This is a genomic window from Cytobacillus eiseniae (assembly GCF_017874625.1).
GTDB lineage: Bacteria > Bacillota > Bacilli > Bacillales > Cytobacillaceae > Cytobacillus > Cytobacillus eiseniae.
The window spans coordinates 107,088-132,014 of record NZ_JAGIKZ010000003.1; the positions used below are offsets into that span (position 1 = coordinate 107,088).

Annotated in this window: 22 protein-coding genes and 2 riboswitches; of the genes, 18 read left to right on the forward strand and 4 right to left on the reverse strand. The window is 38.1% G+C overall.

The features are described 5' to 3' along the window. Positions 1-128 precede the first annotated feature (128 nt). The 3 genes from J2Z40_RS04705 to J2Z40_RS04715 all read left to right on the forward strand — a co-directional run bounded on the left by J2Z40_RS04705 (position 129) and on the right by J2Z40_RS04715 (position 3,066). The gene (locus J2Z40_RS04705) at positions 129-872 is read left to right on the forward strand and encodes a FixH family protein (RefSeq protein WP_066397434.1); all 744 of its coding nucleotides are present in this window, start codon (positions 129-131) and stop codon (positions 870-872) included. A 124-nt stretch (positions 873-996) separates the two neighbouring features. Continuing rightward, complete coding sequence (locus J2Z40_RS04710; protein WP_066397431.1) at positions 997-1,761, forward strand: DUF4931 domain-containing protein; 765 nt, start codon at positions 997-999, stop codon at positions 1,759-1,761. A 129-nt stretch (positions 1,762-1,890) separates the two neighbouring features. After that, the gene (locus J2Z40_RS04715; RefSeq protein WP_066397429.1) at positions 1,891-3,066 is read left to right on the forward strand and encodes an FtsW/RodA/SpoVE family cell cycle protein; all 1,176 of its coding nucleotides are present in this window, start codon (positions 1,891-1,893) and stop codon (positions 3,064-3,066) included. 27 nt (positions 3,067-3,093) lie between these two features. On the opposite strand, the gene J2Z40_RS04720 is transcribed toward J2Z40_RS04715, so the two are convergent. The 3 genes from J2Z40_RS04720 to J2Z40_RS04730 are packed head-to-tail and all read right to left on the reverse strand — an operon-like array spanning position 3,094 to position 6,789. Then, entirely contained in the window at positions 3,094-4,176 is a 1,083-nt protein-coding gene (locus tag J2Z40_RS04720) for a Ger(x)C family spore germination protein (RefSeq protein ID WP_066397427.1), read from the reverse strand. Continuing rightward, positions 4,173-5,264: a GerAB/ArcD/ProY family transporter gene (locus J2Z40_RS04725; RefSeq protein WP_066397425.1), complete on the reverse strand. Its 1,092-nt coding sequence runs from the start codon at positions 5,262-5,264 to the stop codon at positions 4,173-4,175. Before J2Z40_RS04725 ends, J2Z40_RS04720 begins: the two co-directional genes overlap by 4 nt. A gap of 16 nt (positions 5,265-5,280) precedes the next feature. Further along, positions 5,281-6,789, reverse strand: coding sequence for a spore germination protein (locus J2Z40_RS04730; protein ID WP_066397421.1), 1,509 nt, complete (start codon positions 6,787-6,789; stop codon positions 5,281-5,283). Between the two features lie 127 nt (positions 6,790-6,916). Between J2Z40_RS04730 and J2Z40_RS04735 the strand changes: the two genes are divergently transcribed. After that, complete coding sequence (locus J2Z40_RS04735) at positions 6,917-7,150, forward strand: DUF2573 family protein (protein WP_245349982.1); 234 nt, start codon at positions 6,917-6,919, stop codon at positions 7,148-7,150. Positions 7,151-7,535: 385 nt separating this feature from the next. On the opposite strand, the gene J2Z40_RS04740 is transcribed toward J2Z40_RS04735, so the two are convergent. After that, the gene (locus J2Z40_RS04740) at positions 7,536-7,670 is read right to left on the reverse strand and encodes a YuzL family protein (protein ID WP_083953955.1); all 135 of its coding nucleotides are present in this window, start codon (positions 7,668-7,670) and stop codon (positions 7,536-7,538) included. Between the two features lie 213 nt (positions 7,671-7,883). Here J2Z40_RS04740 and J2Z40_RS04745 point away from each other — a divergent pair, with 213 nt between their 5' ends. The 14 genes from J2Z40_RS04745 (at position 7,884) to J2Z40_RS04810 (ending at position 24,456) form a co-directional block, all read left to right on the forward strand. Next, on the forward strand, positions 7,884-10,265 hold the full coding sequence (locus J2Z40_RS04745; RefSeq protein WP_066399524.1) for a 3-hydroxyacyl-CoA dehydrogenase NAD-binding domain-containing protein: 2,382 nt from the start codon (positions 7,884-7,886) through the stop codon (positions 10,263-10,265). A gap of 57 nt (positions 10,266-10,322) precedes the next feature. Next, complete coding sequence (locus tag J2Z40_RS04750; protein WP_066397413.1) at positions 10,323-11,498, forward strand: acetyl-CoA C-acetyltransferase; 1,176 nt, start codon at positions 10,323-10,325, stop codon at positions 11,496-11,498. Positions 11,499-11,841: 343 nt separating this feature from the next. Then, positions 11,842-13,626 (forward strand): acyl-CoA dehydrogenase family protein, encoded by a 1,785-nt coding sequence (locus J2Z40_RS04755; protein ID WP_066397411.1) that lies wholly within the window; start codon positions 11,842-11,844, stop codon positions 13,624-13,626. A 935-nt stretch (positions 13,627-14,561) separates the two neighbouring features. Beyond that, entirely contained in the window at positions 14,562-14,918 is a 357-nt protein-coding gene (locus tag J2Z40_RS04760) for an arsenate reductase family protein (protein WP_342590319.1), read from the forward strand. A gap of 66 nt (positions 14,919-14,984) precedes the next feature. Then, positions 14,985-15,368, forward strand: a complete 384-nt coding sequence (gcvH, locus tag J2Z40_RS04765; RefSeq protein WP_066397407.1) for a glycine cleavage system protein GcvH — start codon at positions 14,985-14,987, stop codon at positions 15,366-15,368. Positions 15,369-15,841: 473 nt separating this feature from the next. Then, positions 15,842-16,198, forward strand: a complete 357-nt coding sequence (locus J2Z40_RS04770; RefSeq protein ID WP_066397404.1) for a toprim domain-containing protein — start codon at positions 15,842-15,844, stop codon at positions 16,196-16,198. A gap of 6 nt (positions 16,199-16,204) precedes the next feature. Further along, the gene (locus tag J2Z40_RS04775) at positions 16,205-16,510 is read left to right on the forward strand and encodes a thioredoxin domain-containing protein (protein ID WP_066397401.1); all 306 of its coding nucleotides are present in this window, start codon (positions 16,205-16,207) and stop codon (positions 16,508-16,510) included. Positions 16,511-16,680: 170 nt separating this feature from the next. After that, on the forward strand, positions 16,681-17,952 hold the full coding sequence (locus tag J2Z40_RS04780) for an MFS transporter (protein ID WP_066397398.1): 1,272 nt from the start codon (positions 16,681-16,683) through the stop codon (positions 17,950-17,952). Between the two features lie 133 nt (positions 17,953-18,085). Beyond that, positions 18,086-18,415 carry an SCP2 sterol-binding domain-containing protein gene (locus J2Z40_RS04785; protein ID WP_066397395.1) on the forward strand — a complete coding sequence of 110 codons (330 nt, stop codon included), beginning with the start codon at positions 18,086-18,088 and terminating at the stop codon, positions 18,413-18,415. Between the two features lie 70 nt (positions 18,416-18,485). After that, positions 18,486-18,587, forward strand: a riboswitch (SAM riboswitch). A gap of 143 nt (positions 18,588-18,730) precedes the next feature. Beyond that, positions 18,731-20,047: an O-acetylhomoserine aminocarboxypropyltransferase/cysteine synthase family protein gene (locus J2Z40_RS04790; RefSeq protein WP_066397383.1), complete on the forward strand. Its 1,317-nt coding sequence runs from the start codon at positions 18,731-18,733 to the stop codon at positions 20,045-20,047. A gap of 132 nt (positions 20,048-20,179) precedes the next feature. Next, positions 20,180-20,286: riboswitch (SAM riboswitch) on the forward strand. 323 nt (positions 20,287-20,609) lie between these two features. Further along, positions 20,610-21,635 (forward strand): methionine ABC transporter ATP-binding protein, encoded by a 1,026-nt coding sequence (locus tag J2Z40_RS04795; protein WP_066397381.1) that lies wholly within the window; start codon positions 20,610-20,612, stop codon positions 21,633-21,635. Then, positions 21,628-22,293 (forward strand): methionine ABC transporter permease, encoded by a 666-nt coding sequence (locus tag J2Z40_RS04800; RefSeq protein ID WP_066397378.1) that lies wholly within the window; start codon positions 21,628-21,630, stop codon positions 22,291-22,293. The genes J2Z40_RS04795 and J2Z40_RS04800 overlap by 8 nt, the downstream gene beginning before the upstream one ends. Positions 22,294-22,311: 18 nt before the next feature. Continuing rightward, positions 22,312-23,154, forward strand: a complete 843-nt coding sequence (locus J2Z40_RS04805; RefSeq protein WP_066397375.1) for a MetQ/NlpA family ABC transporter substrate-binding protein — start codon at positions 22,312-22,314, stop codon at positions 23,152-23,154. Positions 23,155-24,315: 1,161 nt separating this feature from the next. Next, positions 24,316-24,456: a YuzK family famiily protein gene (locus tag J2Z40_RS04810; protein ID WP_162840467.1), complete on the forward strand. Its 141-nt coding sequence runs from the start codon at positions 24,316-24,318 to the stop codon at positions 24,454-24,456. Positions 24,457-24,927 lie beyond the last annotated feature (471 nt).

A 24,927-nucleotide genomic window follows, 5' to 3' on the forward strand; every position in this document is an offset into this window, starting at 1 on the left:
CTGTTTTGGTATTACATTGTCACAAAATGTTCAAAATGATAAGGTGTTTTATTTCATCGTTTTCATTCTTTTATCACATTTTAAAAGTATATTAACGAGAGTAAATATAATAGAAAGAGGGCGTTTCTATGCAGAAATTTATGGTTAGCATATTTGCAGTTCTGCTTATGTTGGCAGGATGTAGTGACAAGGAAATAGAAAAGGATACGAGCAAGGAAGAGGTTCCACAAATATTGGAAGCGGCGATAGAAATTCCGGAAACTGGGGAGCTGGATGAAGAGATTATGCTTTCGGTCCATGTAACACAAGGTGAGGAACCTGTGGAGGATGCAAGTGAAGTCAAATTTGAAATATGGAAAGATGGTCTAAAGGATCAAAGTGAAATGGTTGAAGCCTCACATACGGAGAATGGACAATATAGTGTAGGCCACTCTTTCAAAGAAAATGGAAAATATCATGTGCAATCACATGTAACAGCAAGAAATATGCATACAATGCCAACAGAATCGATTCAAATTGGTGAAGTGGAAGAAGACGCGCATCATAGCGACAATCAAACAAATGAAGAAAGCCATCACCACGGAGATGTAACCATTCATTTAGAAAAACCAGATGCGATTCAATCGAATGAACAAATCCCCCTATCTGTCCATTTACAAAAAGGGGAAGAGCCTCTTAATAAGGCTAGAGTAAGATTGGAAATTTCTCAGAATGGCTCAACCCCAGTATGGGTAGAGTTAGAGGAAAAGAATGAAGGAGAATATCTTGGAGACTATTCATTCCCTTCAAGTGGCACTTTCCTTGTGAAAATACATGTAAATAATGATGAAGGGTTACATGAACATTCAGAAGTTGAGCTAGACATACAATAAGCTTAAGGAAAAGCACATCACATTGCATTGGATGTGCTTTTTTCTATACAAGCTTTCTTCTCGCTAATTCATCGATTGTTTATTAAAATAGATGGGAGACAGATAAAAAGCAGGTGCAAAAAATATGACAAAAACACATCTATCCTTTAATACTGGAATCGGTCAACAAAAGCCGAACAGTATCCGTAATAAAGAACAAAGCTGTCCTTTTTGTGCAAAAGAACAGCTAACAGATATTTTAGCAGTTGATGGTTCAATTATTTTATTGAAAAATAAATACCCTGTGCTTGAACATACGTATCAAACGGTATTAATTGAAACAGATGAATGTGATGGGGAATTGTCTACTTATTCAGCAGATCATTTAATGAAGCTGATTCGCTTTGGTTTAACCCACTGGTTAGAAATGATGAAAGAAGTTGAATTTCAATCGGTTATATTCTTTAAAAATCATGGTCCGTTATCTGGAGGAACGATTGCCCACCCACATATGCAAATAATTGGTCTGAACGAGATTGATTACACAGAAAAAGTGGAGGCAAGCGATTTCGAAGGGCTGATAATTAGCGAGAATCAAGGGACGGTCTTTTCAATCTCAACTGCACCAAGAGTAGGATTTTATGAGTTTAATGTAAAGCTCGGAGATATTCAGGATATTACTTTTTTTGCTAAATATATTCAGACGGCTGCTCATTATATTTTACACAGCTTTCCATTTAAGTGCAGCAGTTATAATTTATTTTTCTATCTGTATGAAGATGAGATTTATGCGAAAATGATTCCACGTTTTATTACGACACCTCTATTTATTGGGTATTTAATCCCGCAAGTTCCAAATAATATAGAATGGATGAAGAAGGATGTGCAAGAAAAGTACTTTAGAAACTAGAAATTCTTAGGCAATGATCACTTCGTAGTTGTGATTTCCTCTTGGAAAAAATATAATTAACTTTTGGACAAGAGAAATGCCTTTAAAGAGGAATTGCATCTGTCATTTTAGATTAACGGGAGAAAGCGAATGACACAAAAAAAAACGACAACACCCCCTAGACTTGATTTTAGTTTAGTGTTAATTTTACTTTTATTGTTTTTAGTCAGCTGTATTTCTATTTACAGTGCCCAGACGACTGGTCAATATAAGGAAAACTTTTTATTAAAGCAAATCGTCTGGTATGTGGTTGGGACCGGAATTATTGCAGCGGTGATCACTTTAGACTCCGATCAGTTAAAGAAAATATCCTGGTATGTATATGGTATAGGGATCTTTCTTCTAGGTTTTCTAATTGTAGCTCCTAGCAGTATCGCTCCTGTCATTAATGGGGCGAAAGCATGGTATCGGGTACCGGGAATGGGTTCGCTTCAACCTGCCGAGCTTGTGAAGGTATTTATCATACTCGTGCTAGCAAAGGTAATTGATGATCATCACCAGAAAAATGCCATCAAAACGATGCAAACGGATTTATGGCTACTAATAAAGATTGGCTTATTTACGGCGGTGCCTCTCTTATTAGTCATGCAGCAGCCTGATCTTGGAACGGGCCTAGTCTTTATTGCGATTATGCTAGGAATGATTTTTATATCAGGAATCACATGGAAGCTGCTGGCACCTATTTTCGGTACGGGTGTAACGTTGATTGCTGTTATTTTCTATTTTGTTCTTTGGCATCCAGAGATTTTAGAGAAATTTTTAGGTGTAAAGGAATACCAATTTGCACGGATTTATTCATGGATTGACCCTTATAATTACCAAAGCTCAACAGGTTTTCAATTAACAAGGTCACTTCTTGCGATTGGCTCAGGAGAGACAAGTGGGAAAGGGTATGGGACGAGAGAGGTTTATTTGCCAGAGAGTCATACAGATTTCATCTTTAGTATTATTGGAGAGGAATTTGGATTTATCGGTGCAAGTATATTAGTTAGCTTATTTTTCATGCTTATCTATCATCTAACAAAAGTAGGGATGGAAACGAATAATAAGTTTTATACGTATATTTGTGTGGGTGTCATTAGTATGATTACGTTCCACGTATTCCAAAATATCGGGATGACGATTGGATTGCTGCCGATTACCGGCATTCCTTTGCCATTTATTAGTTATGGCGGAAGCTCCTTAATGGGAAATATGCTGGCAATGAGCTTGATTTTCTCCATTCGCTACCATCATAAAAAATATATGTTTTCTAATAATGATTAAAGAGCGGTGACCTATATGGCCCCGCTCTTATTCGATTACTCCGGACTCTCGAATATCAATCTTTGTCTTAACATCGAATGAAAGAGTTGGATATTCCTCTCCGATCCAATTTTTACCTTTTTTAGCTGTGCCACGAATATTTGCTTTATATGCCAGGCCAATCCCAATCGGATCGATTTGTTGCTCTTGAAATTGGGTTAATAATTTCATGCATTCGTCATTTACCTTTTTCTCTAATTCCTTTTCAATTTCTTTTGAAACCTTCTCTGTCACTTTCCCCCCTGTATATTCTGTTACTACTCCATTAATATGAATTTCAAATGTAACCTTATTAGGATGATCCTTTGATATTTTAATTTTTCGTTTAGATTTAATACTTTTGACCATAGCTGTTTTATGTTTGTCCAGGGTAACTAAGAAATTGCCATTGCTATAATTATCAACGAGTAATTTGAAGTAAAACATTTTATTCTTCGGCAGAACATCAATTTCTTTATCGCCTTTAAATAGGCTGATGCCACTAATTTCAACTTCATCTTTACTTACACCGTTAATCTCTGGGAGGTAAGGGTCTTTTCCTCTTGAATAATAATCACGCAGAAAAATATGGAGATTTGTTTTAGGCACATCTCTGTGCTCAATATTATGCTCAATCAAATTTCGAAGATAAGTTGCATTTCCGCGAGGCCCATACTCCCCAGCTAGAATCCCGATCGCACTACTTTTAGAGGTAGCAAGATAATTTCTTGTTCCAACACTTGATTCTCTCATGTATACATCAACATACTCGGCAATGCCATAATCCGATATTTTATCACCGAAAATGGTGACCATTAATCCACCAACAACAATGGGCTGGGATGACTTCTTTTGGATATTCAGTAAAAGATCCCTTCTTATTTTTCCGGTTGATGTAAATCGAATATTTTCCACTGCTTGATCTGGCAAGTAATTTTGGATTAATATCATTCCTTTTATCTTTTCTGGATCGCCTTCAATTTGATCGATTGCTACAGCGGATTGAATATTAATATCATCGATAATGCTCTTGTCGACACATCCAGATAAGAAAAGGATGACCATGGCAATACATAGGGATCTATAACTCATGTTTTTTTCACCTTCTTAGCGATCATCACAGCGATAAACAGCAAGGGGATATAAATGAAAGTAAATACAAACCCAGCTTTTGCTGTTAAATTATTTAAAAGATTGACTTCTACACGTGTTGGAAAAAAGTTAATTGCGAATAAAGTAGCCATAGCTATAAATATTACCCCTTTTTTTTGCTGGAGATTAAATATCCTTTTCATAAGCCTCGATGAAATCCATAGAGCAATACAAATATTAGGCAGAATAACTAGACTCCATGTAGCGATCCCGATGTATTCAAACCGCTCAACAAAGGGGAAATTGACAATTTTCCACATGGAAAGTGATGCCCATATAGACTTTGCTAATAAATCCATTGAGAAGTACGTGATAGTAATAATCATGATGCATGTATAAATTAGCGTTGTAAGTAATAAGCCTAGATGTGCCCATTTCTTCGACTTTTTTGGTTCCTTAATAAATGGATAAAAAAATAAAACAACTTCAAAACCAATAAAGGTTAGTGACATCTTATAGGCACCAAGCAAGATGTCTTTTATTGATTGTTCAAAAATAGGGAGGAGGTGATTCACTTCGCCCAAGCTTAAACTAAAGCCGAAAATTGGAAATAGATAAGATGGAAGAACAAGCCCGAAAAAGGCAATCCCGACAACTGTCCGAAACCCTCCGTAAATAATATAAATACAAAGGATCATGTACGCGAGTGTATACCAGAAAATGCTCATTTTTGGAAACATCCATACTTGGATCACCTCAAGATAGGATCGCTGTACAGTCAATGAGAGTATAAAATAGTAGATGATGAAGATAGAGCTTAGAAGTTTTCCGACAAAGTTACCAGCCACATAAATATGTGCGGTAACAATGTCACCATTCACCGTCTCATTGATTTTATAAATCATCCAAAGAATGAATTGTAAAGCGAAACCAGCAACTAATACAGATATCCATGCATCGTTTTTCGCTTCTGCCACTATGATCCGTTGGTAGCCTAGGACTCCAATGCCAATTTGCATCGACATAATCATATAAAGAACTAAAAAAGGAGATATTTTAAATTTATCTGCAATTGGTTGTTCTGGCATTCATACATCTCCCCCTTTACTCATCAATATCGATGCCTATTTTCGCTTTTGCCTTTTTTTCATTGTAGCGCTCTTGTTTTTTCGTTCTAAGAAAGAGAGGGCGCTTTGATTGAAATTTAAACGGAAGTCTGATAAATGAATCCTTTAAATCAGTTATTCTCGGTGGATAAAGAGGTTCCAAAAAAGGCCGTCCGAGAGAGGTCAGTCGTATTAAGTGTGTGATCAAAATACAAAAGGCATAAACAATACCAAGCAATCCCCATAGCTCTGCAAACAACAAAAATGGAAAACGCAAAAAACGAATCGTATTGCCCATCTTATATACTGGAGTGGTAAATGAAGCAAGGGCAGCTAAGGCAACAATAATTAATAGAATATTACTCGTTAGTCCAGCCTCAACAGAAGCTGTTCCGATTACGATTCCCCCTACGATACCAATCGTCTGACCAACCTTTGTCGGTAGCCGAGCCCCAGCTTCTCTTAGTAGTTCAATGGTCAGTTCGAGAAATAACGCTTCAAGAATTGGGGGAAGTGGAATTTGCCTTCTTGATGCAACTAATGTTCCCAACAAATCGATTGGAATGAGTTCATAATGATAAGAAAGCACAGCAACATAAATCGGTGTAATAAGAAGCGAAAACAGGACAGCTCCAACTCGAATTAATCTGAAAAAGGAGGATAAAATCCAATTTAAGAAATAATCTTCGAATGAGCTGAAGAATTCGATTAATGTGGTTGGTGTGATTAGTACATGAGGCGAACCATCGACAACAATCGCAATTTTCCCCTCGGCCAATGTACCTGCAACCCGATCTGGCCTTTCTGAATCCAGTAATTGTGGAAATGGTGAATTCGAATTATCCGCAATGAGCTGAACAATATAGGAACTGTCTGTAATGGCGTCAAATTCAACATTTTTCAGCCGTTGTCTAACTGTATTGACATTCTCTTCATTTGTAATTCCGTCCATATAGAGCATGGCGATTCTTGTCTTTGATAAGCTTCCTAGTGTAATTTCCTCAATAATAAGTTCTTTAACAGGCAATCTTTTTCGTATTAAATTTAAATTTTGGCCAATGGATTCAACAAAGGCTTCCTTTGGTCCAATTACTGAAAATTCAATTTCCGGTGTCGTTAAGCCACGTGAGATTTCCTTTTGTGAACCAATGAATGCAAATTGATCCTTTTGATTTTCAAGCGTAATCATGACATACCCATTCATCAGATTTTGTTCAATTTTCGTTTTATCATTTGAAACGTCAACATCTGCTAGCGGGATTAATTCCTTAACATCCTCAATTGTTTGCAGATCCCCCTCTAATAAATAGGGAAGAGCGCTTTGCTGAAGGATTTGTTCATCAACTAATGTGGACATAAAGGTCAGGTGAAATTGAAGATGACTCTTTTGATTCCGATAATTAGTGATGGTATAGTCCTTCGACTTGATAAATTCCCCTTCCCATTCATCCTTGGCTTCTTTGGTTTCTTGTTCATTATTCCGTTTTTTTTTCATCCAACTTCTCATGAAGCAATCACCATTCGCTTTGACATTATGTCTGCTTATTGTTACCGTAATTGGGATTCTTATGAATTGAAAAAGGATTTTATAGAAAGAAAAAGAGGAAGGAAAGATGATATAGGTGAGCGAACAAATGAATGCGCAAATGGATGGCTTATTAGAAAAATATACAGAATTGCTTATTGGTCAATCAGACACAGAATTAAAAGAAAAAGTATTAGCATGGATCTTATATTCACATATTGCCAAGTCGATGCCACCGCTTATACAGCACTGGAATCATACATACCCGACTGCAAAAGAGGATATGAAAGAGCTGATTGCGGAGATAAAAAGATTAAATGAAGAACATCGGGAGAAAAAATAATGAATAGGACTGAAGTTCCTTGAAAAGTGAAAACAAACACAGCCATCCATTTGAGCTGTGTTTGTTTTTTGCTGTTTTGGCAAATATTGTTGCTAATTAAGATAAGGTTGGTAAAGGTTGATTTCCGCTCCAGGTTGCTCCCTTTCCGCGGGGTAGGCGCTAAGCCTCCTCGTCGCTAACGCTCCTGCGGGGTCTCAGCTGTCCTACGCATCCCGCAGGACATTGAATTGGCTTCTCAGATTTCACACCGCACGAAGGAAATGCGAATGCATTTTCGAGGAGTCTCGCACCTTCCGCTCCAATCAACCGACCTAGTTGGTAAACCTTATTTATTCAGATAATTGATTGAAAAGTCAACAGTATCTTAGAAAAGCTAAAGGGAAAATTACTGCTTTTTGAATTGGTTGTTTTGACTATTTACTTTCCCGCCGCCATCTGCCTCAACAGTCGGGCCCGCATCTCCCTTTACACTCGCTGCACTTACACCAGCCTTAGAAGGGTTTTTCTTTCTTCTTGCCATTTTTCTTCACCTCCATTTATAGCCTAACCAAAATAAGAAAAACAACTTTACAATAACAATTTTTTAAAAATTTCCTCACTTCAGTCATTAAATCATTGCGTAAATTTTTGAAATATTTTATAGTTATAGATAACAGAACTCATTCGAGTATATTTTTTTAATGTAAAAATGAATGAGTATTCATTCAAAGTGTAAAAGGGGGAAAAGAAGTTGATCCAGCAAATTAAGAAAGCAGCTGTACTAGGATCTGGTGTCATGGGCTCTGGAATTGCTGCCCACTTAGCAAACATTGGGATTCCAACATTATTATTGGATATTGTGCCTCGTGAGGTAACAGATGCAGAGAAAGCAAAAGGTCTAACCCTTGAAGATAAAGCAGTACGTAATCGAATAAGTGAAATGGGCAAGCAAAAGCTGCTGAAGCAAAAACCAGCTCCACTTACATCCAAAAAAAATATCGCCTTAATTGAAGCCGGGAATTTCGATGATGATATGGAACGCCTTAAAGAGGTTGATTGGGTCATTGAAGTTGTTGTTGAAAATTTAGCCATTAAGAAACAAGTATTTGAAAAGGTAGATCAATATCGCAAACCTGGCAGCATAATCAGCTCTAATACATCAGGGATTTCGGTTGAAGCAATGGCTGAAGGTCGATCAGAGGATTTCCGGAAGCATTTTCTTGGAACGCATTTCTTTAATCCGCCACGTTATCTAAAGCTGTTAGAAATCATTCCAACGAAACATACTGATCCATCCATTGTCGCTTTCGTGAAACAATTTGGGGAAGATGTACTTGGCAAAGGTGTGGTTGAAGCGAAGGACACACCTAACTTTATTGCAAACCGGATCGGGACATATGGTCTTCTTGTTACTGTGCAAGAAATGCTTAAAGGCGGCTACAGTGTAGGAGAGGTCGATTCCATTACAGGTCCGATGATTGGCCGTCCGAAGAGTGCAACCTTCAGAACATTAGATGTAGTTGGCCTTGATACATTTGCACACGTAGCTAAAAACGTCTACGACCAAGTTGAAGGAAAAGAAAAGGAAGTTTTTGAAGTACCTGCATTCATGAACGAGATGCTTGATAAAGGCTGGCTTGGAAGCAAATCAGGTCAGGGCTTCTTTTTGAAAAAAGGCAAAGAAATACTGGAGCTGGACCCACAAAGCTTAGAATATGGTCCACGTAAAAAGTTAAAAACAGCTGCAACTGAATTAAGCAAGCAGGAAAAAGGCACAGCAAATAAAATGAAAGCGCTTGTTTATGCTGACGACCGTGCTGGCCAATTATTATGGAACATCTTAAATCCAGCACTTGTCTATTCTTCCCAATTACTTGGCGATATAGCCGATGATATCGTTGCGATCGACCGTGCAATGAAGTGGGGATTCGGCTGGGAGCTTGGTCCGTTCGAATCATGGGATGCGATCGGTGTGGAAAGATCAATTAAAAGAATGGAAGAATCGGGCATTGAAGTACCTGCATGGGTAAAGGACATGTTGGAAAAAGGCTTCACATCTTTCTATAAGGAAGAAGAGGGAGATTTGTATTTCTATCATAATGGGGAATACAAATTAATCGAAGAAAATCCAAAAGTAATTAATTTAAAGCGTCTGAAAAAGAAAAACGGCGTGATAAAAAAGAATAGCGGTGCAAGTTTGCTTGATCTTGGTGATGGAGTTGCATTGCTTGAATTCCATTCAAAGAGCAATGCGATCGGTCTTGATATTCTTCAAATGATCAATTTTGCGATTGATGAAGTAGAAAAGAACTTTAAAGGGCTTGTAATTGGAAATCAAGGCAAAAATTTTAGTGTAGGTGCAAACCTTGCCATGATTTTGATGGAAGCACAGGATGATAATATTTTTGAACTTGATATGGTCGTTCGTCACTTCCAGCAAGCGATGATGAAGATTAAATACAGCTCAAAGCCAGTTGTTGCCGCTCCATTCGGAATGACGCTTGGCGGAGGCTCTGAAGTATGTCTCCCAACTGCTCATATTCAGGCATCAAGTGAAACATATATGGGACTTGTAGAAGCGGGTGTAGGACTCATCCCTGGTGGCGGCGGAAACAAGGAGCTTTATATTAAGCATCTTGAAAGCATGCCAAATGGTGTCGAATTCGATCTTCAAAAAGTAGCCAATAAAGTATTTGAATCGATTGCGATGGCGAAGGTTTCTACTTCTGGTGAAGAGGCACGCGATAATAACTTCTTAAATTTTGCAGATGGCGTGAGCGTGAACGGCGATCATCAGCTTTATGATGCGAAGCAAGCAGTCATTACTTTATATGATAAAGGCTATGTGTCTCCTGCACGCAAGAAGATTCCAGTTGTTGGAGAAACAGGTTATGCAACTTTGCTTCTAGGTGCTCAAGCAATGATGTACTCAGGATATATCTCTGAGCATGATCTGAAAATTGCTAAGAAGCTTGCCTATGTGATTGCAGGTGGAAAAGTCCCATACGGAACAAAAGTAGATGAACAATATTTACTCGATTTAGAGAGAGAAGCTTTCTTAAGCCTTGTTGCAGATCCAAAGTCACAACAACGTATGCAGCATATGTTATTAAAAGGGAAACCATTGCGTAATTAATAGAATGATAGATTTCAAGAATGAACGAAGAAACGCAGTAGAAAGAGAGGGAATAAAATGAGAGAAGCGGTAATCGTTGCTGGTGCCCGTACGCCGGTCGGTAAAGCAAAAAAAGGCACGTTAGCAAATGTAAGGCCGGATGATTTAGGTGCTTTAGTAGTTAAAGAAACGTTAAAGCGTGCAGGAAATTATGAAGGCAATATTGATGATTTAATTATCGGTTGTGCGATGCCTGAAGCTGAGCAGGGGCTAAATATGGCGCGTAATATTGGTGCATTAGCTGGTCTGCCACATACAGTGCCAGCAATTACAATTAATCGATATTGCTCGTCTGGATTAAATGCCATTGCCTATGCAGCAGAGAAAATTATGATTGGTCACGCGGATACGATTCTTGCAGGTGGGGCTGAATCGATGAGTCTCGTACCAATGATGGGTCATGTGACAAGACCAAATGCCAAACTAGCTGAATCTGCTCCAGAATATTATATGGGCATGGGGCATACAGCAGAAGAAGTAGCGAAAAAGTATGGAATTTCTCGTGAGGATCAAGATGCCTTTGCTGTTCGCAGCCACCAAAAAGCAGCAAAAGCGATTGCAGAAGGAAAATTTGCCGATGAAATCGTCCCAGTGGATGTTATTTTACGATCAGTTGGCAATGACAATAAAATAGTAGAGAAAGCAATCAAGTTCAGTCAAGATGAAGGAGTCCGAGCGAATTCAACGGTAGAGGCACTTGCAAAGCTTCGTCCAGCATTTTCTGTGACAGGTTCAGTAACAGCTGGAAACTCTTCACAAACAAGTGATGGGGCAGCAGCAGTAATGGTTATGGATCGTGAAAAGGCTGAATCGACAGGGTTAAAGCCATTAGTAAAATTCCGATCGTTCGCAGTTGGTGGTGTGCCGCCAGAAGTGATGGGAATTGGTCCGATTGTAGCCATTCCAAAAGCACTGAAGCTTGCTGGATTAGAGCTTTCAGATATTGGATTATTTGAACTAAATGAAGCTTTTGCTTCCCAATCAATTCAAATTATTCGTGAGCTAGGGCTGGATGAAGAAAAGGTAAATGTGAATGGTGGAGCAATCGCACTAGGGCATCCACTAGGATGTACAGGAGCGAAGCTAACTCTATCCCTCATCCACGAAATGAAGCGCCGGAATCAACAATTTGGTGTCGTAACAATGTGTATTGGCGGCGGAATGGGTGCTGCTGGGGTATTTGAATTATTATAGTAATAACTTTTAACGCCCTTTTATATAAGAGTATTGTTTTTAAATCCAATGTTAGATTGAATGGATTACGAAATAGGTCGGTTGATTGGAGCGGAAGGTGCGAGATCCTCGAAAATGCTGTCTCATTTCCTTCGTGCGGTGTAAATTCCAAGAAGCCGACTCAATGTCCTGCGGGATGTGTTGGACAGCTGAGACCCCGCAGGAGCGAAAGCGACGAGGAGGCTCATCGCCAACCCCGCGGAAAGGGAGCAACCTGGAGCGGAAATCAACCTTTACCAACTATATTTTAATTTGAAACAATGTTAATAAAAATACCCTTAATAATAGAATGGAGGAAATGAAAATGACGAACAATACGGAAAGCATGATTAAAGGTGGAAGCTTTTTAATTGAAGATGTATCCTACACGCAAGTATTTACACCAGAGGATTATACAGATGAGCATAAAATGATTGCGAAAACAACTGAGGATTATGTTATTAATGAGGTTTTGCCAGAAGTCCCTTATTTAGAAAAGCATGAATTTGATCGTTCAGTAAAATTATTGCATCAAGCAGGCGAACTTGGTCTTCTAGGAGTAGATGTTCCTGAAGAGTATGGTGGCCTTGGCTTAGATAAAGTAAGCTCTGCATTAATCGCAGAAAAAATGTCTATTGCAGGTGGATTCTCGATTACACATGGCGCGCATGTTGGAATTGGTTCTCTTCCGATTGTTCTTTTCGGTAATGAAGAACAAAAGGAAAAATACCTTCCTGTTTTAGCAACAGGCGAAAAAATTGCTGCTTATGCACTAACAGAGCCAAGCTCGGGTTCAGATGCATTAGGTGCAAAAACAGTTGCGAAATTAAATGAGGCAGGAACACATTATGTATTAAATGGAGAAAAGCAATGGATCACAAATGCTGGATTCGCAGATGTTTTTGTCGTCTATGCAAAAATTAATGGCGATCAATTTACTGCATTCATCGTGGAAAAGGATTTCCCTGGTGTTTCTACAGGTGCTGAAGAAGAAAAAATGGGCATTAAGAGTTCTTCTACTCGTACATTAATCCTTGAGGATGCAGAAGTTCCTGTGGAAAACTTATTAGGAGAAATCGGCCGTGGCCATATTATTGCCTTCAATATCTTAAATATTGGCCGTTATAAATTAGGAGTAGGTGCGCTAGGGGCATCAAAGCGTGCATTAGAAATTACGATTCCTTATACAAACCAACGTCAGCAGTTCAAGACACCCATTTCTTCCTTTAACTTAACAAAGGAAAAATTAGCAACAATGGCTTCAAAAATTTATGCAGCTGAAAGCTCCATCTACCGTACAGTTGGTTTATTCGAGGATCGGATGAGCAAGCTTTCTGATGAGGAAGCAAAAACGGGTAAAGCAATTGCTCAATCAATTGCAGAGTATGCAATCGAATGTTCTTTAGGTAAATTCTTCAACACAGAAGTACTTGATTATGTTGTTGACGAAGGCGTTCAATTACATGGCGGGTATGGCTTCATGGAAGAATATGAGATTGCGCGTGCCTACCGTGATTCTCGTATTAACCGTATTTTTGAAGGAACAAATGAAATTAACCGATTATTAGTGCCAGGTACATTCATGCGTAAAGCATTTAAAGGGGAGCTTCCATTATTCGAAAAAGCAATGGCGCTTCAAGAAGAGCTAATGATGATGATGCCAGAAGAGCCAGGTGATGCACCGCTTGCTCAAGAGAAGTATTTAGTAAAGAATGCGAAGAAAATCGGCTTGCTTGCTGCCGGCTTAGCTGCGCAAAAATATGGCAAAGCATTGGATCAGGAGCAAGAAGTATTAGTGAACATTGCAGATATCGTTTCTAATGCATACGCAATGGAATCAGTTGTTCTTCGTACTGAAAAAGCAATCGAAAAAGCCGGTGCAGAAAAGTGCAAGCAAAAATTGCTTTATACACAAATTTTCTGTCAGGAAGCATTCAATAAGATTGAACAGGATGCGAAAGAAACACTTGTTGCCGTTGAAACAGGCGATACGCTTCGCATGATGCTTTCATCATTACGCAAATTCACTCGCCACACACCAATTAATGTGATTGCGAAGAAACGTGAAGCATCAGAAAAATTAATTGATGCTGAGAAATTTGTTCTATAATTCATCAGTACTGGAGCTCCCTTCAATAATGGAGGGGGCTTTTTATTGGAATGAATTAGACTTGCAAATAAGATTGCAAAGTCGCAAAAAAGAGTAGGGTTCGCAAATAAATTAGTAAAGTCGCAAAAAAAGAGCGAGGTTTGCAAATAAATAAGTAAAATCGCAAAAAAAGAGAGGAGTTCGCAAATAAACTAGTAAAAGTCGCAAAGAAAGAGCGAGATTCGCAAATAAATAAGTAAAATCGCAAAAAAAGAGAGGAGTTCGCAAATAAATTAGAAAAATCGCAAAGAAAGAGCGAGATTCGCAAATAAATTAGTAAGATCGCAAAAAAAGAGCGTAGTTCGCAAATAAATTAGTAAGATCGCAAAAAAAGAGCGTAGTTCGCAAATAAATTAGTAAGATCGCAAAAAAAGAGCAGGATTCGCAAATAAAATAGTAAAGTCGCAAAGAAAGAGCGAGGTTCGCAAATAAATTAGTAAGATCGCAAAAAAAGAGCAGGATTCGCAAATAAAATAGTAAAATCGCAAAAAAAGAGCAGGATTCGCAAATAAATTAGTAAAGTCGCAAAAAAAGAGCTGGGTTCGCAAATAAAATAGTAAAGTCGCAAAGAAAGAGCGAGGTTCGCAAATAAATTAGTAAGATCGCAAAAAAAGAGCGTAGTTCGCAAATAAATTAGTAAAATCGCAAAAAAAGAGCTGAATTCGCAAAAATAATTCAAAGCAACTTCTTTCATCCTAGAAATTCCTCGATAATTGGCATTCATTCATCTTTTTTGTCGTAAAAATATTTCGTAAATAGCAGGAAAAATAGGAAGTTTGTCGAATTTTCACTGTAGGGCATTCGTTTGAAAAATAAAATAAATATGGTAGTATTTATTTAGCTAGAGTTACTTTATTTTTTAAATGGGACATGATAATCTAGGTGGTGAAAAAGCGTTGCGAACTTTTTATTGGTACCCAAAATGCGGGACATGTAGAAAGGCCAAGAAATGGCTAGATGATCATAATATCGCTTATGAAGCTGTACATATTGCAGAAAATCCGCCTTCAGCAACCGAACTAGCAGCCCTGTATGAAAAAAGCGGCTTAGAATTGAAGAAGTTTTTTAATACAAGTGGTCAAAAATATCGGGAGCTTGGATTAAAGGATAAAGTCAAAACTTTATCAACTGATGAATTGCTTGATTTGTTGGCAACTGATGGCATGCTAATCAAACGCCCAATTTTATCGGATGGTGAAAAGGTAACAGTCGGTTTTAAGGAAGAGGACTACGAAAATACATGGCTTTCGTAATCTAGCTTTTAATCCTAGCCATGGCAGTTAAATACATAGATTGATTAAAAAATGGAGGGATTAGGAATGAATACACCAAAGGAATTACGTTATTCTGAAGAGCATGAGTGGGTAAAAACAGAAGGAGAGCAAGTTCGTATTGGTATTTCTGACTTTGCTCAATCTGAACTAGGGGATATCGTTTTCGTTGAACTTCCAGAAGTGGGCGATGAAATTACTGCAGACGAGCCTTTCGGAAGTGTAGAATCTGTTAAAACAGTATCTGAGCTTTATGCGCCAATCAGCGGTAAAGTTGTTGCTATTAATGAAGATTTAAGTGATAATCCTGAATTTGTTAATGAGTCTCCATACGAAAAAGCATGGATGATTGTTGTTGAGCCAACTAATCAAGGTGAATTGGATAACCTAATGACTGCAGAACAATACGAAGAAATGGTGAAAGAAGACTAATTTCAAGTTGTTCTGTCCTTCATTGTCAATAAAAAAGAGAGTTGCCAAATAAAAGGTAACTCTCTTTTCTTTCCTAAAAGAGTGTCAGCTCTACATCAGCTTATCCATCGTACGAGTATATTAAGAGACCCATTTGGATAAGCAATTTTTATTAGGAAAAGTTATAAGTAGCGGTATGTTGATCAATAAACGAGAAGGAGTTCAACACCATCTTATCGAATACTGAATATGGTATGATAAAGTGATACACAAGCAATTGGATAACTTTCCAATAAGATAAGAATGTAAATATTGGAGTTAGAGAATTGTCTAGCTTCAGCGCCTACCCTTGAGGTCACTAGCCGTTTCTCTAAAGAGCGGTAAAGAATACCTTTCAACGAGGCCTGTCTCGTGCTTATCGGGGGTGAATAAGGTGTTTGTGCATTTCTTTTAGCAGGCTAACCCAAAACTCAACATAAGTTCAGGTGATGAATATGGATGAGGCAATACCAGAGAAGGTAATTATTGTCGAGGGTACTTCAGATAAAAGAAAAGTGATGGCAATCGTAAGTGAACCTGTCAAGATTATTTGCACGAATGGAACGATCAGTCTTACGAAGCTTGATGAGTTAATCGAAAAACTGTTTGATAAGGATGTATTTATATTAGTGGATGCGGATGATGCTGGAGAAAAGCTTAGAAAACAATTCAAACGGGAGTTTCCTGAGGCGGAGCATCTATATATTGATCGGATGTATCGTGAGGTGGCAACCGCACCTGAGTATCACTTAGCAAGTGTACTCCTATCAGCTAATATTGATGTGAATATGGAGTATTTAGATAGAGGATGAGATGAAGTGGAAGAATGGACACGGGAAAGAATAGAGAATGCACAAGCAGAGGAAATATCCTATCTCTATTTGTTTACTCCGTTATGTGGAACATGTCAGGTCGCAGGGAAGATGCTGTCTGTAATTACAGCGCTCACTCCTGATATGCACATTGGAAAAGCGGATTTAAATTACATGCCAGATATTGCAGAAAAGTGGGGAGTGGAAAGTGTCCCCTGTCTGCTCATTTTCAAAAAAGGGAATTTAGAAGAGAAGCTCTATGCTTTTCATTCCGTCCCTTATTTACTTGATAAAATTAAATCATATGGGTAGAGAGCGAGATAGTGACATCTTGCTCTTTTTTATGGTGTAAAAAAGGATGTCCAAACGGCATCTGTTTTGTGAACTTTCACAATTCTCTATCAAAACCTATTTACAAACTCTTCCTTCAGCGATTATGATATTTAGGGATACGAAATATTCAAGAAGAGCTGGTGGAGAAAATGGCGTTATATAAAGAATGGGTAACGGAAATCAAAGGATATAATCAGAATATTCGATTAGCAATCCTTGCGAATATTTTCACCCAAATTGGATTTGGGATATTTATGGTTATTTATAATTTTTATATTCGAGAGTTAGGATTTAATGAACAGATCAATGGACAAGTTATTTCGATGACATCCCTCGCGACAGCCATTGCTCTTGTTCCTGCAGGCATCTTTAGTGACCGGCTAGGCAGAAAGAAAGCAATGCTTTATGGGGTAATTGCTACAGGGGGTGTGTTGATTTTAAGAGGAGTAGTCGAAGCTCAATCCTTACTCCTTATTGCAGCATTTGCAACCGGATTAGCAACAGCATTATTTCAAGTGTCGGGGATTCCCTGGCTAGCAGAAAATTCTAAAGCAGAGCAAAGGGTGCATTTATTCAGTATTCACTTTGCCGTGATGACTGGAGCAAATGTCATTGGCAACTTAGGCGGGGGTATCTTAACCGATCTTTTTTCACTTTTTACATCGGAGTTAAATAGTATTCGGTTCACGCTGCTGATTGGGAGCATCATTTTTTTAATCGGCTTTGTTCCAGTCACCCGATTTAAAGAGAAACCGAGTAAAAGAGAAGTAAAACGAGAAAAAAGAGCTATAAACCTAAAGTCATTTTTTGTGAAAAATAAGAACATGAAAATCATCTTCCTTTTTGCTTTTGCGCAGCTTTTAATTGGGGTTGGCGCAGGATTAGTCATTCCTTACCTCAATTTGTATTTTGCTGATCGATTTTATGCATCCAACTCAGCGATTGGGTTGATTATTTCAATGGGGCAAGCTGCAACTGCGGTTGCGATGGTTATTGGCCCTGTCGTTGTACGAAGGTTTGGAGAAGTAAAGGCTGTTGTGATTCTTCAGCTTTCATCCTTGCCATTTCTTTTATTAACTGCTTACACAGAAAATCTATGGCTTGCCGCAATTGGTTTTTTATTTCGACAAGCACTCATGAATGCTGGAAACCCTATTCAAATGTCGCTAATGATGTCAAAGGTTGGCGACTCGATGAAAGGACTGGCGAATTCTGTTAATCAGATGGTATTTAACTTAGGATGGGCATTCATGGGACCTGTCTCTACGGGCATAGTCATTAAGTATGGAGCATATTGGGGATATGCACTTGTATTTACGATTACCGCCTCATTATATTTAATTGGCTCCATTTATTTCTATCTTGTATTTAAAAACTATAATAAGACAAACTCTGCCCCAATTACTGCTAAAAGTGTTTAAACCGACATATTTCTTAGGAAATAACCACTAATATCATGTCGAACGATTCATAAAGGATTCATCAATGATTTGCAGAAATAGTATAGAATATGGAAATCAAAATCATTGTTCGGGATGGTTTAGGGGTGAGGGATTGCAAGAAATAGCTGATGCATTCATTAATGAATTGGAAACAAAAAGTCATATCGGTTCTCTTTTAAGTGAGGCGTCTTTTTCCTTATGTATTCGATCAGACGATGAGGAGATTCATCTTCTTTTTCAAAATGGGGGACTAACTGTATATCCTGCCTTTTCAAACAATTGTGTGGATGTCCTTCTTGCTGGTTCTAAAGAGAATATTCGCAGCGTATTAATGGGAAAAGAAAGATTAAGGAGTGCTATGAATACGCGTAGAGTGAAAGTCCAATCCACATTTAGAAAAATCCTTTTTCTAGAGTCGTTATTTATTCTTTCAAACACTTAAAATATGTATTGACTTCTTTTCTTTTTATATGATAATATCAAAATTAATTATTTGCAGAAAAAACTTAATATTCTTATCAAGAGAGGTGGAGGGACTGGCCCTACGAAACCCGGCAACCGGTAATTTACACGGTGCTAATTCCAGCAGAGCGATTTGCTCTGGAAGATAAGGAGAGATGATATAACCCTCTTCTTATGAAGAGGGTTTTTTGAACTCTTCTTTTAAATAAAATGGTTGATTGCAGTTAGTGACTTTTCTAATAAGTGTATAGGGATGAGGACTAACTTAACAAACAATATAAAGGAGAGAGAGAAAATGAGTAAAAAGCAAGCAAACTATCGGTTTGAAACACTTAGTGTTCATGGAGGCCTTCAAGCAGATCCTGTAACGGGTGCAAGAGCAGTGCCAATCTATCAAAACAATGCCTATCAATTCAAGGATACAGAGCATGCGGCCAATCTGTTTGGTTTAAAGGAAGCAGGCTATATTTACACAAGAATTCATAACCCAACTGTGACAGTATTTGAGGAAAGGGTGGCCTTGCTTGAAGGTGGTGTTGGTGCACTAGCGACTGCTAGCGGGATGTCTGCAATTACATTAGCGATTTTAAATCTTGCTCAGGCAGGTGATGAAATTGTTGCCGCATCTAATTTGTATGGCGGCACATATAATCTATTTGCAGTGACCCTACCTAAATATGGAATCGATGTGACATTCGTCAATCCAGACGACCCAGAAGCATTTCGTGCCGCCATTTCTGATCGAACAAAAGCAATATTCGCTGAGACAATCGGTAATCCAAGCCTGAAAGTGCTCGATATCGAAAAAGTAGCAAATATTGCACATGAGAACGGTATACCACTTCTGATCGATAATACTTTTGCTACCCCGTATTTATGTAGACCAATTGAACATGGGGCAGATATCGTCATTCACTCTGCAACAAAGTGGCTGTTAGGTAATGGCACAACGATGGGTGGAATTATTGTTGATGGTGGAAAATTTGATTGGAATTCACCTAAATTCCCTGGATTTACAGAACCTGATTCTAGTTATCATGACCTCATTTACAGTGAGGCTCTAGGGCCAGTAGCATATATTATGAAAGCTAGAGTTCAGCTTCTAAGAGATTTGGGCCCAGCGTTGAGTCCGCAAAATGCATTCCAATTTACACTTGGATTGGAGACACTGCATGTAAGAATGAAGGAGCATATTGCCAATACGAAAAGTATTATTGCCTATCTAGAAGCCCATCCAGCAATTAATTGGATTCTTTATCCAGGGAATGAGAATCATCCAGATAAGGCACTTGCAGATAAATATTTACCAAAAGGAGCAGGTTCGGTCGTTGTCTTTGGGATTGCAGGTGGAAGAGAAGCAGGAGCAAAATTAATTAATAACCTCAACCTTTGGGCACATGTAGCAAATGTAGGAGATGCAAAAAGTTTAATTATTCATCCTGCAAGTACGACACATCAACAGCTTGATGAGGAAGGACTGCAGTCAGCTGGTGTGTCAGAGGATCTTATTCGAATATCTGTAGGCATTGAACATGTGGATGATTTAATCAATGATCTTGAACAAGCGATAGAGGCGGCCACTGGAATCACTTCATTAACGGCTAATGCCTAATTTATCTGCTTAAAGTTTTTAAAATATAAAAATAGGAAAATAGTATTGACACCCTCAATATTTACATGTTACGATATCACTCATAAGTTGTACTTAACTGATTTAACGTATTAATTGAATATAGATGTTACGCTCTTATCAAGAGAGGTGGAGGGAAGTGCCCTATGAAACCCGGCAACCGTCATGAAAATGAAATGGTGCCAATTCACACAAAGCAGATTTGCTTTGGGAGATGAGAGAAAGGACAATATTTATTTATGCCTTTCTGCTCATGTCAGAAAGGCATTTTTTATTTTTAGACAATAATAATCGCATGCTATGTTGGAAATTGTGATTCGATTGTTCAAGTCCAGCTCCACAAGGAATGCTTCGGCAGTATAGTATCGCTATCGCTCACCATGGTTAGTCATCCAGTTTGTACGGCGAGACCTTAGGCGCTTGCGCATTTATTCTTTTCAGAATGCACAGTATTCAAAATAAGAATACTAAGTAAACAACAGATAGTATTTAAGTCTTCTAAAGTGATATGGAAAATTGGATTTAAAGAGGGTGCAACAAGAAAATGATCTCAATAAAAAATGTTCAAAAGATCTATCCTTCAAAACAAGGTCAAGTGAAGGCAGTAGATGATGTGAATCTTGAAATTAGTGACGGAGAAATCTTTGGTGTGATTGGTTATAGTGGGGCTGGAAAAAGTACGTTAATTCGGATGTTAAATGGCCTTGAACTACCAACACAAGGGAAAGTCGTTGTCGCAAATAATGAAGTCTCGAAAATAAAAGGCAGCCAGCTAAGAAAGGCTCGCCAGGAAATTAGTATGATCTTCCAGCATTTCAATTTGCTCTGGTCAAGAACTGTTAGAGATAATATTGCTTTTCCACTTGAAATTGCTGGTGTTTCAAAAAAGGAAAGGTTAAAACGAGTAGATGAATTAATTAAGCTAGTGGGCCTAGAAGGCAGAGAAAATGCGTATCCATCTCAACTAAGCGGTGGGCAGAAGCAGCGAGTAGGCATTGCCAGAGCACTGGCAAATAATCCGAAAGTATTATTATGTGATGAGGCAACATCAGCCCTTGATCCACAAACAACAGATTCTATCCTTGATCTACTAGTTGATATTAATGCTCGCTTAGGATTAACCATTGTTTTGATTACACATGAAATGCATGTCATTCGAAAGATTTGCCACAGGGTTGCGGTGATGGAGAATGGAAAAGTTGTTGAAATGGGACCTGTCCTGGATGTATTCAAAAATCCACAGGAAGTCATTACGAAGCGCTTCGTCCAACAGGTGACTGAGCCGGAGGAAACGAAAGAAACAACAAAGCATCTTCTTGAAAAATACCCAGATGGAAAGGTTGTCCAATTAACATTTGTTGGCGAAACAACGGATCAGCCGTTAATCACGGATTTAATTCGCGGGTATGAGATTACCGTGAATATTTTACAAGGGAAAATCTCGCATACGCAAAATGGTTCATACGGTACGCTATTTATCCATCTTAACGGATCAAAAGAAGAAGTGGAGAAAGCGATCGAATTTATCAATAAGCAGCAGGTAGGTGTGGAGGTGATCGCAAATGGATAACTTCCTCGAAACGATTAAATGGGAGAAATTATTGGAAGCAACAAATGAAACGATCTATATGACTTCCATTTCTGTGCTTGCTACTTTTATTATTGGCCTCATTCTAGGTTTGCTGTTATTTTTAACGGCTAAGGGAAGTATGTGGGAAAATAAGGCGATCAACTCGGTTATTTCGATTATTGTGAATGTATTCCGTTCGATCCCGTTTATTATCTTAATTGTTCTACTCATTCCATTTACAAAGTTTTTAGTAGGGACGATGCTTGGAGCAAATGCGGCATTGCCATCACTCATTATCGGGGCTGCTCCGTTTTATGCGCGAATGGTAGAAATTGCCCTTCGCGAAATTGATAAAGGCGTCATCGAAGCATCACAATCAATGGGAACAAGCAATTTTCAAATTATTTATAAGGTGTTAATTCCTGAGTCATTACCTGCTTTAATTTCAGGAATAACGGTTACAGCTATCTCATTAGTAGGATTTACCGCGATGGCAGGTGTAATCGGTGCAGGTGGATTAGGGCATTTTGCCTATCTGGAAGGGTTCCAGCGCAATAATTCAGTGATTACATTAGTTGCAACAATTGCTATTCTAATTTTAGTATTTATCATCCAATTTATTGGTGATTATTTTACAAAGAAAACAGATAAACGATAATAAAGGAGAATAGGAAAAATGAAAAAAATTCTAGGGATATTTATTATTGCTTTACTATCATTGACACTTGCTGCATGTGGCAGTGGGGAAGAAAGTGATTCAACAAGTAACGGTTCAGAGGATGGCAATAAAAAAATAGTTGTTGGTGCGTCTGCTGTTCCGCATGCAGAAGTACTTGAAGAAGCTAAAAAACTTCTTGCTGATCAAGGCATTGATTTAGAAATTAAAGTATTTACAGATTATGTACTGCCGAATATTACGTTAAAAGATAAAGAATTAGATGCAAACTATTTTCAAACACCAGGTTATCTTGCTTTACAAATGGAAGAAAACAAAGATTTTGATTTCGTGAGCATCGGTGATATCCATCAAGAGCCGATTGGAATTTATTCAAAGGAATATGATAGCTTAAGTGATTTACCAGATGGAGCAAAAATTATTATGAGTGACTCGTTTAGTGACCATGGCCGTATTTTACCGATTTTTGAAAAAGAAGGAGTAATCAAGCTTAAAGAAGGCGTTGGTGCAAACGCGAGAGTCGAGGATATTATTGAGAATCCAAAGAATTTAGACTTTACAACATTAATCGAAGCAAAATTATTAGCTTCTTCTTTTACAAGTGGTGAAGGGGACGCTGTTGCGATTAATACGAACTATGCATTAGAAGGAAATATCAATATTAAGGATGATGGCATTGCATTCGAAGGCAGTGATGTTGTGCCTGCAAACTTAGTCGTTGTTCGATCAGAAGATAAGGATAAAGAGGAGCTTAAAAAATTAGTAGAAGTTCTTCAATCAGAGGAAATCCAAGCATTCATTGAAGAAAAATACCAAGGTGCTGTCATTTCATCAGCAAAATAAGAAGTGAAAAGAGTTAGGTATAATCGTACAACAAGTAGTTCAGCTATGAAGTGAACGAAGCTCATCGCATACTTATAGATTACGGTAAAACGCAGAGGTCTCTAACATCCTCTGCGTTTTTTATCATCTAATGATATGTTCATCAACTAACGCAATTTTAGTTGATGAAGCAAATAAATGAATTAACTAAGTTGTCCTAAATCGAGTAACAGGAAAATAAGCGGAGATTTTCCGGTTAAATGTAGAATAAAGCTCTTTTTTGGTGAAATAAGCGGAATTTATCCGCTTATTTGATGCAAAATCCTCCATTTTTGAATTTCTCGAGACATTAGGCGGATTTTCTCCGCTTAATTCTGCTTTTTTTATTAATAATTATGAAATAGGCGGAAATTTTCCGTCTATTTATCAGATTAGATGCTAAGCCTAATCCCCTAATCGAGAAGTGGGGACCTTCTAGATTAGAGAATTATTAGCTTCCCATCTTTTAGCAATCTTTATAGGCTAATTTCGCTTCTATAACACTTGTCCTTTTTATTTCTCTACCTCTGAACGGAAATGCTTAGGAAATCGTCTGCTCTTTTTAAAAGGCTGTTTTCGTAAACATTGTTGCTATTTTACACATAATTTTGGTAAAGGCTGATTTCCGCTACAGGTTGCTCCCTTTCCGGGGGTAGTCCGCTTGAGCCTCCTCGGAGCAATCGCTCCTGCGGGGTCTCAGCTGTTCTACGCATCTAAGCAGGACATTGAATTGGCTTCTTAGATTTTCACACCACACGAAGGAAATACGAATGCATTTTCGAGGATCACGCACCTTCCGCTCCAATCAACCAACCTATTTGGTAAACCATTCATTCTAACAAGTGTTATAAAAACAACAATCTTTTAGAAAAGAGCCTTTTAAAAAAATAGTCTTTGAGCCTGTACTTCAAGCTTTATATTTACATAAAAGAGAAATTTGGATGTATTTTAAGTAAGAGGTGAATGAAAGCGCTTTAAACGAGTTCAGTCAATTTTCTGCTATTTATTTCTGCTAATTTCGTCATTGTCTGCAACATTCTGTTGGTGGTAAAATTTGAACGTATTAATAAATCGCACTGACGAAGGGATTGGTTTTTTATTAACCAGCTACAGTTGAACTATACGAGCGATATGGAAAAGGCAATGCACGGAGCTCATGGCGTAGGCTATGAAACGTACAGCAGAAAGCATGAAGTACGAATGAAAGTTGAAAAAAAGCGACAAGAAGAGCATATGAAATGCCAACAAATGGTTGCTAATTTAGAAAAGAAAATTCATTCTTAATTCGAAAACGATATATTAATGAAGGAAAAGGGAAATCAGCGTGAATATAGCTAATTTCCCTTTTTTCTTTTTAAGTCCTCTTTCTAAAGATTGGTGTTTATTTCAAAAGTTTGAATGAATGGTTTACTAAACAGGTCGCTTGATTGTTGCGAAAGGTGTAAGGCTCCTAGAAAATCCTGTCGTAATTCCTTCGTTTGGTAAGCCTATTTAATATCCTGCTTAGATGCGTAGGAAAGCTGAAACTTAAGCAAGAGCGATTGCCTCGGAGGCTCAAGCGAGCTACTCAGCGAAAAAGCGGGCACACGCAAGCAAAAGCCAACTACTTTTATCATTTATATATACAGTACTTGTTCTATTTCAAAGAACATGTGGAAACTGCTTATATTAGTCTTTTTGTGAAGTTCATTCTCAATTATGGAATGCTTATCTAATTAATGGGAAGAATAAATAAGTGAGCAACAAATAGGGGAG

What these genes read in the sequence shown, in the direction of transcription:
- J2Z40_RS04790 (WP_066397383.1), top strand. Translation starts at nt 18,731, where the DNA reads ATGAGTAAAAAGCAAGCAAACTATCGGTTTGAAACACTTAGTGTTCAT.
- J2Z40_RS04735 (WP_245349982.1), top strand. Translation starts at nt 6,917, where the DNA reads ATGAATGCGCAAATGGATGGCTTATTAGAAAAATATACAGAATTGCTT.
- J2Z40_RS04715 (WP_066397429.1), top strand. Translation starts at nt 1,891, where the DNA reads ATGACACAAAAAAAAACGACAACACCCCCTAGACTTGATTTTAGTTTA.
- J2Z40_RS04755 (WP_066397411.1), top strand. Translation starts at nt 11,842, where the DNA reads ATGACGAACAATACGGAAAGCATGATTAAAGGTGGAAGCTTTTTAATT.
- J2Z40_RS04710 (WP_066397431.1), top strand. Translation starts at nt 997, where the DNA reads ATGACAAAAACACATCTATCCTTTAATACTGGAATCGGTCAACAAAAG.
- J2Z40_RS04780 (WP_066397398.1), top strand. Translation starts at nt 16,681, where the DNA reads ATGGCGTTATATAAAGAATGGGTAACGGAAATCAAAGGATATAATCAG.
- gcvH (WP_066397407.1), top strand. Translation starts at nt 14,985, where the DNA reads ATGAATACACCAAAGGAATTACGTTATTCTGAAGAGCATGAGTGGGTA.
- J2Z40_RS04725 (WP_066397425.1), bottom strand. Translation starts at nt 5,264, where the DNA reads ATGCCAGAACAACCAATTGCAGATAAATTTAAAATATCTCCTTTTTTA.
- J2Z40_RS04805 (WP_066397375.1), top strand. Translation starts at nt 22,312, where the DNA reads ATGAAAAAAATTCTAGGGATATTTATTATTGCTTTACTATCATTGACA.
- J2Z40_RS04810 (WP_162840467.1), top strand. Translation starts at nt 24,316, where the DNA reads ATGCACGGAGCTCATGGCGTAGGCTATGAAACGTACAGCAGAAAGCAT.
- J2Z40_RS04750 (WP_066397413.1), top strand. Translation starts at nt 10,323, where the DNA reads ATGAGAGAAGCGGTAATCGTTGCTGGTGCCCGTACGCCGGTCGGTAAA.
- J2Z40_RS04705 (WP_066397434.1), top strand. Translation starts at nt 129, where the DNA reads ATGCAGAAATTTATGGTTAGCATATTTGCAGTTCTGCTTATGTTGGCA.
- J2Z40_RS04720 (WP_066397427.1), bottom strand. Translation starts at nt 4,176, where the DNA reads ATGAGTTATAGATCCCTATGTATTGCCATGGTCATCCTTTTCTTATCT.
- J2Z40_RS04730 (WP_066397421.1), bottom strand. Translation starts at nt 6,789, where the DNA reads ATGAGAAGTTGGATGAAAAAAAAACGGAATAATGAACAAGAAACCAAA.
- J2Z40_RS04740 (WP_083953955.1), bottom strand. Translation starts at nt 7,670, where the DNA reads ATGGCAAGAAGAAAGAAAAACCCTTCTAAGGCTGGTGTAAGTGCAGCG.
- J2Z40_RS04795 (WP_066397381.1), top strand. Translation starts at nt 20,610, where the DNA reads ATGATCTCAATAAAAAATGTTCAAAAGATCTATCCTTCAAAACAAGGT.
- J2Z40_RS04800 (WP_066397378.1), top strand. Translation starts at nt 21,628, where the DNA reads ATGGATAACTTCCTCGAAACGATTAAATGGGAGAAATTATTGGAAGCA.
- J2Z40_RS04770 (WP_066397404.1), top strand. Translation starts at nt 15,842, where the DNA reads ATGGATGAGGCAATACCAGAGAAGGTAATTATTGTCGAGGGTACTTCA.